This window comes from Gordonia sp. NB41Y (assembly GCF_030718915.1).
Taxonomy (GTDB): domain Bacteria; phylum Actinomycetota; class Actinomycetes; order Mycobacteriales; family Mycobacteriaceae; genus Gordonia; species Gordonia desulfuricans.
Map to the genome: position 1 here is coordinate 3978949 of NZ_CP132196.1, position 16129 is coordinate 3995077.

Here is a 16129-nt window from a genome sequence, read left to right on the forward strand (position 1 = left end):
CCGTCTGAAGTAGTCTGTAGCGCGATGACCATCGTCTACTTCGTGATCGCCGCCGTCGCACTCGCGGGTGCGGCGGTCTTGTTGTGGCTCGATCGCCGCCGAACCTCGGTCACGGGGCATCAGCGTGCGATCTGGGGCGAGGAGCACGACTTCAAGTTCCGCGAGTCCGACACCAAGCTGCGCACCGTCTTCGGCCGCGCCACCATGAACGCCCCCGGGCATGTCTCCGTGCAGGACGTGGCCTACGGCCACTACGGCGGCGCCGAGGCCGTGGTGTTCGATCTCGCCGAGACCGCCACCGTGATCGCCGTGCGACGCTCGGCGGCGTCGAGTGTCGTCGTCGACCTGCGGCACGAGGACGTCCTCGCACCCGCGGAGGACGACGTCGAACTGCTCGGCGCGATGGGTCCGCGAGTGATGTTCTCCAACAACCTCGACGCGGCCCGCCGCGTCTGCGACCGGCGCATGGTGACCCTGGCCTCCAAGGCGCCCGCATACATCGAGGTGCTGTGGAACGAGGGCAACTGGGCGCTCGGTTCGCTCCCGCTGACCAACGACCCGGAAGAGCTCGACACCTGCCTCGAGGTGGTCCGGCGGTTCGCCGACCTGCTGCGCGTGCTGCCCCCGCTCCGGGAACCACAGGACGCACCGGACCCGCGCGATCCGCACGGCCCGACCCGGGCCGAACTGGCCGACGAGAAGACCGAGAACATGCGCGACAAGAACCGTCGCGCACGACTCGAGGCCGTGGCCGATCCCGCCGACGACGAACCGCCGGCCGAACCGACCGTCACCCGTCGCGCCGCCGCCGTGATGCCGCCGCCGCCCGCCCGCCGCGGTCCCAGCGACATGCCGGAGTCGCGGAATCGTCACCGCCGGTCCTGACCGGCGCGTCCGCCCGGACCCGCCTCGGCATGCTTCACCGCTGTTCCCCGTCCCACCGTTACACCCATCGAGAGTGAGTTCACCGTGCCCGCATCCGCACCGATCGTCGACGCCGCCGACCGCGAGGTGCTCGCGGCCCTGGTGACCGAACTGGCCGTCGTCCACGGTCGGGTCACCCTGTCCTCGGGCAAGGAGGCCGACTACTACGTCGACCTGCGCCGGGCCACCCTCCATCACCAGGCGTCACCGCTGATCGGGCGTCTGATGCGGCAGCTCACCGCCGACTGGGAGTTCGACGGTGTCGGCGGTCTGACCCTGGGCGCCGACCCGGTGGCCACCGCGATCATGCATGCGCCCGGCCGGGCGATCGACGCCTTCGTGGTCCGCAAGGCCGCCAAGGCCCACGGTATGCAGCGCCGCATCGAGGGTCCCGATGTGGAGGGCAAGCGCGTGCTGATCGTCGAGGACACCTCCACCACCGGCGCATCGCCGTCGGCGGCGGTCGAGGCGGCCCGTGAGGCCGGGGCGATCGTCGTGGGCGTGGCCACCGTGGTGGACCGTGCGACCGGTGCCGATCAGGTGATCGAGGCGCTCGGCGTCCCCTACCGCTCCCTGCTCGGTCTCGGCGACCTCGGGCTCGCCTGAGCGGCAGTGACCGAGGAAATCCGCGAGCCCGAACCCGTCGAGCCCGATCCCGTCGCGCCCGGCCACGAGGAGCCGGGGCCGACCGAGTGGCAGTCGCGCTCGGTGCCGCCGGTCGGTGTGGGCCCGTGGGTGGAGGAACACCCCACGCCGGTGCCCGACGATCCACGGTTCGACCCGGAGCTGATCGCCGCCGGTGACACACGCAACGTCGTCGACGCCTACCGGTACTGGACCCGGGAGGCGATCGTCGCCGACATCGACGCCCGCCGCCACCCGTTCCATGTCGCGATCGAGAACTTCGCCCACGATGCCAACATCGGCACCGTGGTGCGCACCGCCAACGCCTTCGCGGCCGCCGCGGTACACATCGTCGGCCGGCGACGCTGGAATCGTCGCGGCGCCATGGTCACCGACCGCTATCAGCATCTCGAACACCACGACAGCGTCGCCGACCTGATCTCCTGGGCCCGCGCCCACGACCTGGCTGTGGTGGCCGTCGACAACACCCCGGGTTCGGTTCCGCTGGAGACCGCCGATCTGCCCCGGGAGTGTGTGCTGCTGTTCGGGCAGGAGGGCCCCGGCGTGAGCGCCGACGCCCAGGAACGCGCCGATCTCACGGTGTCGATCGCACAGTTCGGTTCGACCCGGTCGATCAATGCCGGCGTGGCCGCCGGGATCGCGATGCACGCCTGGATTCGTCAGCACGCCGATCTCGGCACCGCATGGTGACCGGTGACGTCCGGCTGAACGATGGATGAAATCCTGCGACACATCTCGCGATCTGGATCGTGAGATCAGGTCCTGGTGTTGCCCGCATGACCGATGCTGCGCCAGAGTGATGGCCATGTCCTTACGCGTCCGTTCTGTCCTGCTCTCCGTAGTCACGCTTCTGGCGTTGGTCGGGGTGGGCACCGCGCAGGCCGCCCCGGCCCCCGCGGTCGCGCCCGCCGGCTTCAGCACCGCCCAGCTGGTCGGTCCGTACCCGTCCGACATCCCGCCGGGCGGCACCTACCTGCCGGAGCTGGACGGCTTCACCTACCTGCGGGAACACCGCCCCGACATCATCAAGCAGAACCTTGCCACGGTGATCGCCACCAACAACTCGGCGACCAAGGCGCAGCAGACCGACGCGATCGCGATCAACTACGACGACCGGCTGATCTCGCTATCGGAGGCGTTGGGAACCAAGGTCGGATCGACCTTCCGCGCCCTGCTCGCCGACGGCAGGCTCCCGAAGGCGGCCGCCCTCGCCGAGGGCGACACCGCACGCGCCGGCATCCCGATGGGGACGACGCTGCTGGAGAAGACCTTCTACAACAACCCGCGCCCGTTCATCGTGGCGCCCAACCAGATCAAGCGGTACGACCGGCCCGGCGGCCACCTGTACGCCGAGGTCGCGACCAACGGCTCCTACCCGTCGGGACACACCAGCATGGCGTACTGGAAGGGCGCCCTGCTCGCATACTGGCTGCCCGAACTCGGCCCGCAGATCTTCGCCCGCGCCTCGCAGATCGGCCAGAGCCGCATGGTCCTCGGCGTGCACTACCCGCTCGACGTCATGGGTGGCCGCATCATGGGCACCGCGATCGCCGCGGAACGTCTGGCCGACCCGGCCTTCAAGAAGCTGATCGACGAGGCCGGTACCCAATTGCGCGCCCAGCTGACCGCCGCCCTCGGCAGCCCGATCGCGACCGCGATCGCCGCCGACTCGGGTCATCTGCCGACCTCGCAGGCCACCGGCGAGTTCCGTGAGCGCATGACCTACGGATTCGCCCGCATCGCACCGGATCAGCGCAACGCGATCCCGGCCGAGGCCGCAGGCCTGCTCAAGACCCGCTTCCCGAACCTGAGCGACGCACAGCGTCTCGAGATCCTGCGTCGGACCGCGATCCCGGCCGGCTACCCGCTCGACCAGGCCGGTGCCGACGGCGGCTGGCTGCGCATCGACCTCGCCGCCGCCTACGCCGCGACCCCGTAGCCACAGACGGCGTGCGTGCGGGACGGTTCCCCACGAGGTGACCGACCCGCACGCACGGCCACGCCGGCAGCGGGACGTGCGTGCTGTCACGTGATCGCGTGCTCGACCGCCAGATACGACGAACTCGGCCGGGAGCCCCACGAGAGGGCTCCCGGCCGAGTTCGTCTGGTCAGGGCAGAGACTGCCGGCCGGCGATGCGCGCCGATCCGGACCGGCGATCATCTGGAGGGCCGATCCGGGCCGCCCGGCGATCGGTGAGACCGCTGATCCGGGCGGGCCGAGGATCAGACGGCGTCGGTCTGATCCTCGCGGTCGGGGGTGGCTGCGTCGGCCGGGGTGGCGGCAGCGGCCTTCTTGGCCGCGCGCCGGCGTCGGTACCACTCGATGAACATCGGGGCCACCGACACGACGACGATCAGGATGAAGATCGGCTCGATCAGCTTCTGGACGATCTCGAACCGGCCCAGCCAGTAGCCGAGCAACACGATGCCGGCACCCCAGACGATCGCACCGACGATGTTGTAGACGGCGAACACCGAGTACTTCATCTTGGCGGCGCCGGCGACGATCGGGGCCAGCGTGCGCACGATCGGCACGAAACGTGCCAGGAAGATGGTGATCGGCCCGTGCTTCTCGAAGAACTCGTTGGCCTCGTCGAGGTAGCGCTGCTTGAGGAACCGGGCGTCGGGTTTGAACATCTCGGTACCGATGTAGCGGCCGATCCAGTATCCGATCTGCCCGCCGATGACGGCTGCGATCGGGATGAAGACGAGGAGTTGCCACAGGGAGGCGAACTTGTCGATGCCGTCCTTGCCGCCGGCGGCGACGACCATGCCGGCGACGAACAGCAGCGAGTCACCCGGCAGGACCGGGAAGAGGACCCCGGACTCGATCAGGATGACCAGCAGCAGGCCCCAGAAAGCCCAGGCACCGAAGTACCCGAGAAGGTTGATCGGATCGAGGAACCCGGGCATCAGCGCGACGTTCGTCGTGGTCTGTTCGAGAGCGGTGGAGATCACGGGTCCCCAGGATACCCGGCGAGGCTTGGTGTTCCCTGGGTGCGCGAATGGTCACGAGAGGTGAGCGCATGTAACGGGGCGCACCACCGACTGCGCGAGCCCGACCAGCCCTTGCCATACTGATCGGGAGTGATCGACTCGAGAGCGTGAAAACCTTACCCGGTTGGAGGACGTGGATATGCCCATTGCAACCCCAGAGCAGTACGCGGAGATGTTCGAGAAGGCCAAGGCGGGTGGTTACGCATTCCCCGCGATCAACTGCACCTCGTCGTCGACGATCAATGCGGCCATCAAGGGCTTCGCGGATGCGGGAAGTGACGGGATCATCCAGTTCTCGACCGGTGGCGCCGAGTTCGGTTCCGGTCTGGGCGTCAAGGACATGGTGACCGGTGCGGTCGCGCTGGCCGAGTTCGCGCATGTGGTCGCCGCCAAGTACGACGTCACCATCGCGCTGCACACCGACCATTGCCCCAAGGACAAGCTGGACACCTACGTGCGTCCGCTGCTCGCGATCAGCCAGGAGCGCGTCGACGCCGGCCGCAACCCGCTGTTCCAGTCGCACATGTGGGACGGCTCGGCCGTGCCGATCGACGAGAACCTCGAGATCGCCCAGGACCTGCTGGCCCGGGCCGCTGCCGCCAAGATCATCCTCGAGGTGGAGATCGGCGTCGTCGGCGGTGAAGAGGACGGCGTCGAGGCCGCGATCGACGACAAGCTGTTCACCACCCCTGAGGACTTCGAGAAGACCGTCGACGCGCTCGGCGTGGGTGACAAGGGCAAGTACCTGCTCGCCGCGACCTTCGGCAACGTCCACGGCGTCTACAAGCCGGGCAACGTCAAGCTGCGCCCCGACGTGCTGAACACCGGCCAGGAGGTCGCCACCAAGAAGCTCGGCCTGGCCGCCGGCTCCAAGCCCTTCGACTTCGTCTTCCACGGTGGCTCCGGCTCGCTGAAGAGCGAGATCGAGGAGGCCCTGAGCTACGGCGTCGTCAAGATGAACGTCGACACCGACACCCAGTACGCCTACACCCGTCCGGTTGCCGGCCACATGTTCGCCAACTACGACGGCGTGCTCAAGGTGGACGGCGACGTGGGCAACAAGAAGACCTACGATCCGCGCTCCTGGAGCAAGAAGGCCGAGACCTCGATGAGCGAGCGTGTCGTCGAGGCCTGCAACGACCTCAAGTCGAACGGCAAGTCGATCAGCGCCTGATCCTGTCGGCCTGATCGTCGTACCGACCCGAACGCGGGCGGGAACCCCCACGCGGCGACGCGTGTGGTGGGTCCCGCCCGCGTTTGTCGTCGGGGCCGATCGCCGGCCGGGCTGGTCGGGAGGATCGGTTCGAGCGGGCTCGGTGGGCTCGTACAGCTCGGTGGGCTCGGACGGCTCAGATGGTGAGGATGCCGACGAGGACGCCGAGTGCCAACAGCACCATCACGATGGCCGCGCCGATGACCAGTGGATCGGCGCGGTGCCGGCAGGCGGAGGAGTCGCGGCCGGACCGGCGCGCTGCGGCTGCCGGGGACACCGCTGCCGTGGAGGCCGGTTGGAACGTGCGCGGCCGGGCCGGTCGGCCGGCCGCAGGAACCTGGTGCGGGGTCGCCTGGGGTCCCGGAGCGTGGGGCCCCGGGGCCTGGGGTGCGGACTGCGCCGGCGCGACGGGTGTCGGGGCCGCGGGTGAAGGACCGACCGACCAGGCGTGGAACGTGCCCGGCGGGGTGGCCGCGGCGGGTGGTGGCGCCACGGGCGCCTGCGGAGGCACTCCGGACTGCTGTGGCGCCGGGTGCGGTGCCGGTCCTGCCTGCGGTGTCGGCTGGGGGACTGGTGCTTGTTGGGGGACCGGGGCCTGCTGGGGGATGGGTGCCGGCCGGGGTGCCGGTGCCTGCTGCGGTGTGGCCACCTGCCGGGGTGCGGGTGCCTGCGGATCGTCCACGTGGTGGGAGCCGGGGCGCGCCACGGTGCCCTGCGGTCCGGCCGGACGAGTACCCATCGGCATCGGCGGACGATCCGGCGGAGGTGCGGGCCGCTGGTGACGGCCACGCGCCGACAGCGGGCGCGTGGCGGGCTCGTCGTCGGCGCCCGGCGGGGTCGCCTCCCCGCCCGGCACATCCCGGGTCACTGCGGGGTGCAGACCTTCCAGTCGTCGCCGGACTTCTGCACGTTGATCGCCACGACCTGCGGGTCGCTGGGGGCGCTGGTGCGTTCGGCGGTCACCTCGACGACGGCCGAGTTGCCGTTGTCGTCGACCCGGACCGCATTCACCTTGAGGACGCGGACCAGCTCGTTGCGCTGCTTCTGCACGTTGTAGACGCGGTTCCACTCTTCGTCGCTGATGCCCTGGTAGTAGGCCTGACGGTCACCACAGGTGATCTGACGCAGGGTGGCCAGGTCACCGTCGTAGGCGGCGGTGGCGAAGGTCTGTGCGGCGTCGGCGGCAGCATCCTCCGGCGCGACCGGTCGCGTCTGCATGTAGGCGACGATGCCGATCACGATCGCGGCGATGACGACGACCGCGGCGACCACCGAGATGATCGCGCCCTTGCGCTTCTTGCCGCCGGACGGGGTGTCGGTGGAACCCGGGATGACCTGCGGCTGATGGGCGGTGGTCGACCACCCCTGGGTGGCCGCGGCTCCCGCGGTGGGAGCTCCTGCGGGGGTGGAAGCGCCTGCTGCGGGAGCACCTGCGGGGGTGGCAGCAGGAGCAGCTGCGGCGGCGGTTCCGGCAGCAGCTGCCGCAGCGGGCTTGTTCAGCACCGGTCGCGGGAGCACCTGGGTCGCGGTGTCGGCGTTGCCGTCAGTGGTGTCGGCTGTGGGGTCTTCGGTGTCGTCCGATGTGGCGTCTTCGGTCTCGGCGTCTGCCTCGGGGTCTGCTTCTGCCTCGACCTCGGCCTCTGCGTCTTCCGCTGCGTCCTGGACCGACTGCGCGTCGGGCTCGTCTTCCGACTCGGCGCCTGCCTCGGGCCGCTCGGACTCGGTGGCTGCGGCTTCGGCCTCGTCGGCAACGTCATCGATCTCGTCGGCGACGTCATCGGTGTCGGCGACCGGCTCTTCGACCTGGTCGGCGGGCTCCTCGGCCTCCTCGGCAGCGGAATCGGCCGGTGCCTCGTCTGCTTCTGCCTCGTCGGCTTCTGTCTCGTCCGCCCCGGCGGTCCCGACCGGCTCGGTCTCGGCCGCCTCGGTGTTGTCAGCTTCGGTGCTGTCAGCCTGGGTGCTCTCCGCCTCGTCCGCTTCTGACTCGGGTGCGGTTCCGGCGTCGTCCGACTCGCTGACTTCCGACTCGCTGCTGTCGGTCTCGGTCTCGTCCGTGGCCGCTTCGGTGTCGGCAGCTTCGGGGTCAGCGCTCGACGCGGCGACTGCGTCACCTGCGGCCACCACCGCGGCGGCACCGGCAGCGGTGCCGGCCGACGCATCGGTCGCGGTGTCGGCTGATTCGGTGTCGGCTCCCTCGGAGTCCGCCGGCTCGGTCTCGTCTGTCTCGGAGTCCTCTACCTGGCCGGACTCGACCTGGCCAGACCCTGCCTCGTCGGATTCCGACTCGGAGTCCGCTGCCGCCGCGCTGTCGGCCTCGGTGTCCGTGGCTGCGGCGGTGCGGTCGGCGTCAGGCGCATCGGCCGCGTCGTCGGCCTCTGCGGCCACGGTGTCGGTCGTCGCGTCGTCCGGCTCGGTGTCTGCCGCCTCGTCGGACTCGGTGGCCGCGTCGGCGGTCCCGGTCTCGGCCACATGCTCGGGGGTCGCCGGCTGCTGGGTGACCGGCTCTTGGGTCGCCGGCTCTTGGGCATCGGCTGGCGTGTCGGTGTTGCCCGGCCCGCCCAGCGGATCGATGTTCTCCAGGTCCTCGAGGTCGCTGGTGTCCGGCAGGCTCGACCGTGCGATCACCTTGGTGGCCGAGTCGATTCCGCGGCCTCCGCGTGGGGTCGGGCGATCGGTCACCTGTTCTCCTGAGGTCGAGGTCGCGTCGTCGGTCGATTCGGCGGGGGACGTGGATGTCGCAGCGGCGTCGGGCAGGTCCGGCTCCGGCTTGTCCGGGCCGGCGGGTTGGGCCTTCAACGGCTGGGTCGTGATCGGCCGGGTCGGCGTCGGCCGGGCGGCCGGGATCCGGATCGGTGCGGTCGGTGCCGATGACAGTGAGCCCGGGGCTTGTGAACCCGAGGGGGTGGTCGACGACGGGGTACCCGATGACGGGGCGGGCGTCGACGGCCGCAGGACCGGGGGCGGCGGGGCGGTGGGATTCCGCGGTGCGCCGGCACGACCCGAGCGGGCCTTGGCGCGTCGTTCACCCATCTCACGCAGTCGTGAAAAAGCCCTGGTGACGGCCGATTTCTGGTCGTCGGACTGCGTCATCGGTGATCACCCAACCTTCCTCGAACCCCCACGCTCGAATGCATCAGGAACCGCCGAGATCTCGGCGAATGTGGTCGCGACGCGACTCCAGTGCGACTTCACCCTAGCGAACTGCCCCGACGAGCATCATCTGGGGAGACCGGACCATCGGTGATTGAATGACAAGGTGACTTCCTTCGGAGACCTCCTCGGCCCTCAGCCGGTTCTGCTGACCGGTGACGACGACGCGGAATCGGACCTGCTGAACGGTGCTGACCCGGCGACGGTGGCGGCGACCCACCCGACCGCCTCGATCGCGTGGGCATATCTCGCCGAGGCCGCGCTGGCCGGTGCGGCCGACGACCCGGGTAAGAGCAAGGTCATCGAGGCCTATGGCTACGCCCGGACCGGCTACCACCGCGGCCTTGACCAGCTGCGTCGGCACGGCTGGAAGGGATTCGGTCCGGTGCCGTGGCGACACGAGCCCAACCAGGGGTTCCTGCGCTGCGTCGGCGCACTCGCGCGTGCCGCGCAGTCGATCGGTGAGGAAGACGAATACCTGCGCTGCCTCGACCTGTTGAACGACAGCGACCCGACCGCTGCGGGTGAACTCGGCCTGGCCTGAGCGGAGCGCCGTGATCTCGTGGGTCCGGGACCGGTTCCAGGCGCTGCCCCCGGTGCTGCGGGTACGTATCCGGCGGCTGTGGCTGTCGGCGGGGCCGATCCTGCAGTGTTCGGTGGCGGCCGGCCTGGCCTGGTGGTTCGCCCTCGACATCCTCGGTCACGCGCAGCCCTTCTTCGCGCCGATCGCGGCGGTCATCTCCCTCGGCCTGTCCCTGGGACGACGCTGGCGACGGGCCGTCGAACTCGTCGGCGGCGTCACCATCGGGATCCTCGTCGGCGACCTGCTGATCACCCAGATCGGCTCGGGCGCGTGGCAGATCGTGGTGGTGGTGGCCCTGGCGATGGCGGTCGCGGTGTTCCTCGACGACGGCCCGCTGATCCCGATGCAGGCGGCGTCGTCGGCGGTGCTGGTGGCCACCCTGCTGCCACCGGGTGGGATCGGTGGCTTCCATCGTGCGATCGACGCGCTGACCGGTGGCCTGATCGGCATCCTGGTGGGGGCACTGCTGCCGGCCAATCCCACCGCCCGGGCCCGACGCGATGCCGCCGGTGTGCTGGCCATCGTGCGTGATGCGGCCACCGAACTCGCCACCGGCCTGCGCGAACAGGACGAGGACCTCGTCTACGCCGCGCTGCTCAAAGGACGTGGCACCCAGGCCGCGATCAACACCATGCGCTCGGACATGCGAGGCGGGCGCGAGATCGGCACGATCTCGCCGCTCTACTGGGGTTCGCGGATGCGCCTGCAGAAGATCTCGGCGACCGCCGACCCGATCGACAACGGCGTGCGCAACTTCCGGGTGGTCGCGCGACGAGCCCTGGCCATCACCCAGCGCGGTGAAGAGGTCCGGCCCGAACTCATCGAGATCATCGCCGACCTGTCCGGTGCCTTCGAGATCCTGCGCGAGATGATGCTCGCCGACCCCGGCCAGTCCCCGGACGCCGCCGACGCGGCCCGCGTGCTGCGCACCGTGGCACGCAAAGCACGCCCGGAGCTCGTCGCCGATCGCGGGTTGTCGGAGACGGCGCTGCTCGCCGAACTCCGATCATTGCTGGTGGACCTGCTGATGGTGGCCGGTCTGCGACGCTCGTCGGCCCTGGCCACCCTGCGCTGACCCCCTGGCGGACCGGTGAGGGTGACCTAACCCTTGTCATATATGCGAACTCGTGCATATATTGGGGATGTCATGGGTCACTCACATTCGCACTCGCACGCACCGGTCGACGTCGCCGACGCCGCACGACGCCGCATCTGGCCGATGGCCGTCGCCGTCGGCCTGATCGGCGGCTACTTCGTGGTGGAGCTGACCGTCGGTATCGCGGTCAACTCGCTCGCGCTGATCGCCGACGCCGGACACATGCTGACCGACGTGGTCGCGCTCGTCATGGGTCTGACCGCGCTCCTGCTGGCCCGACACGGCCGGACCACCGACACCCGCACCTTCGGATGGCATCGGGCGGAGGTGTTCACCGCCGTCGCCAACGCTGTGTTGTTGATCGGCGTCGCGGTCTTCGTCCTCTACGAGGCGATCGAACGGATCGGCTCCGACCCCGAGGTCCCCGGCCTCACCCTGATCATCGTCGCGCTGATCGGTCTCGCGGTGAACCTCGGCGTGATGCTGTTGTTGCGCGCCGATTCCCGTGAGTCGATCGCGGTCAAGGGCGCCTACCTCGAGGTGCTCGCCGACGCCGTCGGCAGTGTCGGGGTGCTCGTGGCCGGCATCGTCGCCATGGCCACCGGATGGGGCTACGCCGACATCGTCGTCGCGGTCGGGATCGCCCTGTGGGTGGTGCCGCGGGCGCTGCGACTGGCCCTCGACGCCCTGCGCATCCTCAACCAGCAGGCCCCCGCGCACCTCGACGTCGACGCACTGCGTCGGGAACTCGCCGAGATCCCGCAGGTCGACGATGTCCACGACCTGCACGTCTGGTCGCTGACCACCGGCATGGACGTGGCCACCGTGCACCTGACCAGCGCCTGCCCGAATGCCGAGGTGCTTCCGCAGGCGCACGAGATCCTGGAACGGCACGGCCTGGCCCACGCCACCGTGCAGATCGACCCGTCCGACGAGAGCGAACACTGCCGCGAACACCTCACCTGGTAGTCGCGGTCGGTCGCCCGGCCGTCGCTCAGGTACCCGCCGGTGACTCGATGGTGAGCACGGCCAGCGCGCTGTCGTCGCTGCGGTAGGTGTGCTCGGTGTCGGAGACCCAGTGCAGGCTCTCGCCCGGCCCGGCCGCCGATTCCGCGCCGGTCGGGCCGGCGACGAGATGTCCGCGCACCACCTGAAGGTGTTCGACGACGCCGTCGCCGTGCGCGGGTGAGACCCGCATCCCGGGCCCGACACGCAGCCAGAACACCTCGGTCACCCCGCCGTCCGGGTGATGCTCCACATGCAGCAGCCGTGCCGAGAGATGGGGGTCGGCGCCCTCGGTGCCGGACTGTCCGCCGAGCAGTGCGGTGAGTGGCACCCCGAGGGGTCCCGCGACGGCGTAGAGGGTGTCGAGCGTCGGATTGCGTTGTCCGGATTCGAGTTCGGACAGTGAGCCCTTGCCGATTCCGGCGGCGCGCGCCAGAGCGGACATACTCAACCCGCGCTGCGACCGGAGGTCGGCGATGCGGGCACCGACCATCCGGCGCCGCGGATCGCCGGGTGCGGTGTCTGTGGTCATCGAAATCCTGTGGTCATCGAAATCCTGGGGTCTTCGCGGTGTCGGCCGGTCGAGATCCGGTCCGGGAACATGCGTTCCGTAAACAGAACGATATCGCTATGCTGGGTCGGTGACCACCCCCGCCCGGACCTCTCTGAGCGAACCGATCACCGCCGGTGTCGTCACCGCGCTGGTGGGATTCACCTCGTCGTTCGTCGTGGTGGTGGCGGGTCTGCGTGCGGTCGGTGCCGATGCCGGCCAGGCCGCCTCCGGGCTCCTCGCGCTCACCGTGACCTTCGGGGTGGGCATCATCGTGCTCTGTCTGCGATACCGGATTCCGATCACGCTCGCGTGGTCGACGCCGGGTGCGGCCATGCTCGTCGCCGCCGGTGCCGACCATCACGGCGGCTGGCCCGCAGCGGTCGGTGCGTTCCTGGTGGTCGGCGTGCTGATCCTGGCCACCGGCCTGATCCCGGCGTTGGGGGATCTGATCGGCCGCATCCCCACGCCGATCGCCCAGGCCATGCTCGCCGGGGTGTTGCTCGTGCTGTGTCTGGCGCCCATGGAATCGCTTGCCGTCCAGCCGCTTCTGACCATCCCGATCCTGCTCGTGTGGCTGGTCGCCACCCGCTGGCTGACCCGGTGGGCATTGCCGCTGGCGCTGGTCACCGCATTGGTGGTGATCGGGATCTACGTCGGCGTCCACGAGGTGAGCGTCCCGGCAACGTCGTCATGGTGGCCGCAGATCGCCTGGACCACACCCGAATTCGACGCCTCGTCGATCATCGGTCTGGCGATCCCGCTGTACGTGGTCACGATGGCGTCGCAGAACGTGCCGGGGGTGGCCGTCCTGAAGTCCTTCGGCTACGAGACCCCCTGGCGTCCGGCGATGTTCGTCACCGGTACGGGAACGGTGATCGGCGCACCGTTCGGCGGTCATGCGATCAACCTGGCCGCCCTCTCGGCCGCGCTGGCCGCGGGGGAGGAGGCCGGCGCCGACCCGGCACGACGCTGGATCGCCGGGGTCAGCGCGGGGATCTCCTATCTGGTGCTCGCCGCACTGTCGGGGGTGCTCGTCACCATCACCGACCTCGCCCCGCACGGCCTGCTCGAGGCGGTCGCCGGCCTGGCCCTGCTCGCGACCTTCGCCAACGCGCTGCTCGGTGCATTCGGACGACCCGAAGTCCGCGTCGCCGCGGCGCTGACCTTCGTCACCGCCGCCGCCGGTGTCACCTTCTGGGGGATCGGCGGCGCATTCTGGGCCATCGTCGTCGGACTCATCGCGCACATGGTGCTCGGTGGTGGACCCGGATCGCCGAGCCGAGCGTCCGCCGAGGCGGAGTGAGTTCTGCTCGACCGGCAGTGAGTTTGTCTCGCCCGATCTGGTTGTGGCCGTCGGCGGTTGGGCCGGTGGTGGGTGCATCGGGGCCTTTGATGGTGTGACCGGCTCGGAGTGGTTGCGATCCGGGGCGGGTTGCGGTGATTTCGACACGGGTCCTCGCCCTTCGGGCTCGGTCCCGGCTCAATCATCAACGGGTGGTTGGTTTTTGGTTTGGTGGTGTGTTTTTGGTGGTTGAGCCGGTGAGGAGCGTAGCGACGAGGCGTGTCGAAACCTCAGGCGGCCGAACTCGCCTACGCAACCACTTCTGAGCTGGTCACCGCCCCACGTACGCTACTGAGATTTCGACTCGGGTCCTCGCCCTTTGGGCTCGGTCCCGGCTCAATCAGCAAAGAAGTCGCGGCTTGCTCATGGAAGAGGGATCAGCTCAATCAGCAACCCGCAGTGGGTGGTTGAGCCGGTGAGGAGCGTAGCGACGAGGCGTGTCGAAACCTCAGGCGGCCGAACTCGCCAACGCAACCGACTCTGAGCTGGTCACCGCCCCACGCGCGCTACCGAGATTTCGACTCGGGTCCTCGCCCTTCGGGCTCGGTCCCGGCTCAATCATCAACGGGTGGCGTGTTTTTGGGTCTGTTGGTGTGTTTTTGGTGGTTGAGCCGGTGAGGAGCGTAGCGACGAGGCGTGTCGAAACCTCAGGCGGCCGAACTCGCCAACGCAACCGCCTCCGAGCTGGTCACCGCCCCACGTACGCTACCGAGATTTCGACTCGGGTCCTCGCCCTTTGGGCTCGGTCCCGGCTCAATCATCAACGGGCCGTTGGTTGTTGTGGCCGGTAGTGGTTGGGAAGATCTTGACCCGGGGTGGTCAGTCGTCGAGTGTCCGGATGCGCTCGAGTTCGGTGGCGACGTCGAAATCTGCTGGGGGCCAGTCCAGATCGAGTCCCGACAGCGCACTGATCAGCAGCTCACACACCGCCAGGCGGGCGAACCACTTGTGATTGGCCGGGATCAGGAACCAGGGGGCGGTATCGGAGTCGCAACGATCGAAGATCGCCTGGTAGGCCTGCAGGTAGTCGTCCCAGAATCCCCGCTCGTCGATGTCGCCGGGGTTGTACTTCCAGTACTTGTCGGGTCGTTCGAGACGCTCGGTGAGGCGTGCCTTCTGCTCGGCCTTCGACACCACCAGCGCGCACTTGATGACGGTGGTGCCGGACTCGACCAGTTCCTTCTCGAACTGGTTGATGATCGCGTACCGCTTCTCCCACTCCGACTGCGGCACCAGGTTGTGCACGCGCACCGGCAGGACGTCCTCGTAGTGCGACCGGTCGAAGATGCCGAGCCGCCCGGCCGGCGGCAACGCCTTGTGGACCCGCCACAGGAAGTCGTGTTCGAGCTCCTCCGGGGTGGGTTTGCCGAAACCCTTGATCGCCAGCCCCTGCGGGTCGAGCAGTCCGCCGACGTGGCGCACGATGCCGCCCTTGCCCGCGGTGTCCATACCCTGCAGGACCAGCAGGACCGACCGGTTGTCGCCGGCCCGGCCGTTGGCGTACAGCAACTCCTGCAGGTCCGCGAGCACCTCGCCCCGTTCGGCGAGCAACTGCTCGCCCAGCTCCCGGGAACCGGAGAAACCGGGCGTCGAATCGGCGTCGAAGCCGGCGATCGGTCCGACCGCCCCGACCCGTAAGGCGGTGACCGCCGGGGTCAGCCAGCCCGCCGGGTCGTTCTTGCCGTTCTTACCGCCACCGTTCGTACCGTTGCCGTTCTTACCGTTCTTGCCCATGGGTGTGGATCTCCTCGGGTCGGTCGGGGTCGGTCAGGCAGGGGAATCCGTGGCGGTTCCGGCATCGGGATCGGTTTCCGCGCCGGGTTCGGGTAGTGGGGCGGGGTCGGGCATGGCCGGCGGGTCGGCCATGAACAGTTCGCGGGAGCCGTTCGACGTGGCCACGCCGACGATCGAACTCCACACCATCATCACCAGGTAGTCGATCAGTTCGGGCAGCTCGATCGGCCGATCGACCATCCACCAGTCGACTGCGCGCTGCATGGCCCCGACCAGCATGTACGACCACACCTGGGCGCCCGAGGAATCGCCGGACCGCTCGTCGAAGCGGCTGACGAGGGTCGCGTTGAGCAGTTGCGCGACGATCTTCTCCGACTCCGCGGAGGTCACCGACGACGTCGGCGACGCCGACCAGGCGAACCGGTACAGGGCGGGCTCGTCGGCGACGGCGTTGACGTAGACCTCGATCACCGTGCGGGTCAGGGTGTACTCGTCGACCTCGTCGCTGATCGCGTCGGTCAGCCGGGGTAGCAGTGTGGTCTCGAAGAACCGGAAGGTGACCGCGACACCCAGGTCGTTCTTGTCGGTGAAGTACCGGTAGAGCACGGTCTTGGAGATGCCGATGTGCCCGGCGATCTCGTCCATCCCGACATCGGCGCCGAGTTCCCGGATCGCGGCGATCGTGCCGTCGGTGAGTTCGGTCCGGCGGGCCTGTTTGTGCTTCTCCCATCGGGCGCGACGGCCGTCGGGCTTCGGCCCGGACTCGGCGGGTCCCCCGAGCAGCGCATGCTCGATGCCCCGGGTCACCGTCGCCGCGGCCGACACCGCGGCGCGGGCCGCGGATGCGGGGCTGGGACGATTTGCGATCACCACGTCAGCGTAGTGGC

The 16129-nt window shown here is 69.3% G+C and carries 15 protein-coding genes; 9 read left to right on the forward strand and 6 right to left on the reverse strand.

From position 1 onward, the window contains the following. Positions 1–24 precede the first annotated feature (24 nt). The 4 genes from Q9K23_RS17185 (at position 25) to Q9K23_RS17200 (ending at position 3508) form a co-directional block, all read left to right on the forward strand. Complete coding sequence (locus Q9K23_RS17185) at positions 25–885, forward strand: hypothetical protein (RefSeq protein ID WP_053778304.1); 861 nt, start codon at positions 25–27, stop codon at positions 883–885. Between the two features lie 84 nt (positions 886–969). Then, entirely contained in the window at positions 970–1530 is a 561-nt protein-coding gene (gene pyrE / locus Q9K23_RS17190) for an orotate phosphoribosyltransferase (RefSeq protein ID WP_053778303.1), read from the forward strand. A gap of 18 nt (positions 1531–1548) precedes the next feature. Next, positions 1549–2259 (forward strand): TrmH family RNA methyltransferase, encoded by a 711-nt coding sequence (locus tag Q9K23_RS17195; protein WP_053778326.1) that lies wholly within the window; start codon positions 1549–1551, stop codon positions 2257–2259. A gap of 115 nt (positions 2260–2374) precedes the next feature. Continuing rightward, positions 2375–3508, forward strand: a complete 1134-nt coding sequence (locus Q9K23_RS17200) for a phosphatase PAP2 family protein (RefSeq protein ID WP_315972031.1) — start codon at positions 2375–2377, stop codon at positions 3506–3508. 284 nt (positions 3509–3792) lie between these two features. On the opposite strand, the gene Q9K23_RS17205 is transcribed toward Q9K23_RS17200, so the two are convergent. Next, entirely contained in the window at positions 3793–4527 is a 735-nt protein-coding gene (locus Q9K23_RS17205) for a VTT domain-containing protein (protein WP_020790795.1), read from the reverse strand. Between the two features lie 178 nt (positions 4528–4705). On the opposite strand from Q9K23_RS17205, the gene fbaA reads away from it, so the two are divergent. Further along, complete coding sequence (fbaA, locus tag Q9K23_RS17210) at positions 4706–5740, forward strand: class II fructose-bisphosphate aldolase (RefSeq protein ID WP_053778325.1); 1035 nt, start codon at positions 4706–4708, stop codon at positions 5738–5740. A 175-nt stretch (positions 5741–5915) separates the two neighbouring features. Here the strand turns inward: fbaA and Q9K23_RS17215 are convergent, their stop codons facing one another. After that, positions 5916–6647: a hypothetical protein gene (locus Q9K23_RS17215; RefSeq protein ID WP_305950211.1), complete on the reverse strand. Its 732-nt coding sequence runs from the start codon at positions 6645–6647 to the stop codon at positions 5916–5918. Continuing rightward, positions 6644–8869 carry a hypothetical protein gene (locus tag Q9K23_RS17220; RefSeq protein ID WP_160319625.1) on the reverse strand — a complete coding sequence of 742 codons (2226 nt, stop codon included), beginning with the start codon at positions 8867–8869 and terminating at the stop codon, positions 6644–6646. Before Q9K23_RS17220 ends, Q9K23_RS17215 begins: the two co-directional genes overlap by 4 nt. A gap of 166 nt (positions 8870–9035) precedes the next feature. Between Q9K23_RS17220 and Q9K23_RS17225 the strand changes: the two genes are divergently transcribed. From Q9K23_RS17225 to Q9K23_RS17235, 3 genes are all read left to right on the forward strand, one after another. Next, positions 9036–9473 (forward strand): DUF3151 domain-containing protein, encoded by a 438-nt coding sequence (locus Q9K23_RS17225; protein WP_020794304.1) that lies wholly within the window; start codon positions 9036–9038, stop codon positions 9471–9473. Between the two features lie 10 nt (positions 9474–9483). After that, positions 9484–10587, forward strand: coding sequence for an FUSC family protein (locus Q9K23_RS17230; RefSeq protein WP_020794305.1), 1104 nt, complete (start codon positions 9484–9486; stop codon positions 10585–10587). A gap of 72 nt (positions 10588–10659) precedes the next feature. Further along, the gene (locus tag Q9K23_RS17235) at positions 10660–11577 is read left to right on the forward strand and encodes a cation diffusion facilitator family transporter (RefSeq protein ID WP_020794307.1); all 918 of its coding nucleotides are present in this window, start codon (positions 10660–10662) and stop codon (positions 11575–11577) included. Positions 11578–11602: 25 nt separating this feature from the next. On the opposite strand, the gene Q9K23_RS17240 is transcribed toward Q9K23_RS17235, so the two are convergent. After that, on the reverse strand, positions 11603–12145 hold the full coding sequence (locus Q9K23_RS17240; protein ID WP_053778300.1) for a helix-turn-helix transcriptional regulator: 543 nt from the start codon (positions 12143–12145) through the stop codon (positions 11603–11605). A 109-nt stretch (positions 12146–12254) separates the two neighbouring features. Here Q9K23_RS17240 and Q9K23_RS17245 point away from each other — a divergent pair, with 109 nt between their 5' ends. Next, on the forward strand, positions 12255–13469 hold the full coding sequence (locus tag Q9K23_RS17245) for a benzoate/H(+) symporter BenE family transporter (RefSeq protein ID WP_053778299.1): 1215 nt from the start codon (positions 12255–12257) through the stop codon (positions 13467–13469). An 858-nt stretch (positions 13470–14327) separates the two neighbouring features. Here the strand turns inward: Q9K23_RS17245 and Q9K23_RS17250 are convergent. Both Q9K23_RS17250 and Q9K23_RS17255 read right to left on the reverse strand, forming a co-directional pair. Next, positions 14328–15242 (reverse strand): polyphosphate kinase 2 family protein, encoded by a 915-nt coding sequence (locus Q9K23_RS17250; RefSeq protein ID WP_020792676.1) that lies wholly within the window; start codon positions 15240–15242, stop codon positions 14328–14330. Between the two features lie 33 nt (positions 15243–15275). Then, complete coding sequence (locus Q9K23_RS17255; RefSeq protein WP_261978066.1) at positions 15276–16109, reverse strand: TetR/AcrR family transcriptional regulator; 834 nt, start codon at positions 16107–16109, stop codon at positions 15276–15278. Positions 16110–16129: the final 20 nt, after the last annotated feature.

Excerpts from the sequence above, each read along its gene's own strand:
- Q9K23_RS17235 (WP_020794307.1), top strand. The coding sequence starts at position 10,660 with ATGGGTCACTCACATTCGCACTCGCACGCACCGGTCGACGTCGCCGAC.
- Q9K23_RS17185 (WP_053778304.1), top strand. The coding sequence starts at position 25 with ATGACCATCGTCTACTTCGTGATCGCCGCCGTCGCACTCGCGGGTGCG.
- Q9K23_RS17200 (WP_315972031.1), top strand. The coding sequence starts at position 2,375 with ATGTCCTTACGCGTCCGTTCTGTCCTGCTCTCCGTAGTCACGCTTCTG.
- Q9K23_RS17240 (WP_053778300.1), bottom strand. The coding sequence starts at position 12,145 with ATGACCACAGACACCGCACCCGGCGATCCGCGGCGCCGGATGGTCGGT.
- fbaA (WP_053778325.1), top strand. The coding sequence starts at position 4,706 with ATGCCCATTGCAACCCCAGAGCAGTACGCGGAGATGTTCGAGAAGGCC.
- Q9K23_RS17220 (WP_160319625.1), bottom strand. The coding sequence starts at position 8,869 with ATGACGCAGTCCGACGACCAGAAATCGGCCGTCACCAGGGCTTTTTCA.
- Q9K23_RS17250 (WP_020792676.1), bottom strand. The coding sequence starts at position 15,242 with ATGGGCAAGAACGGTAAGAACGGCAACGGTACGAACGGTGGCGGTAAG.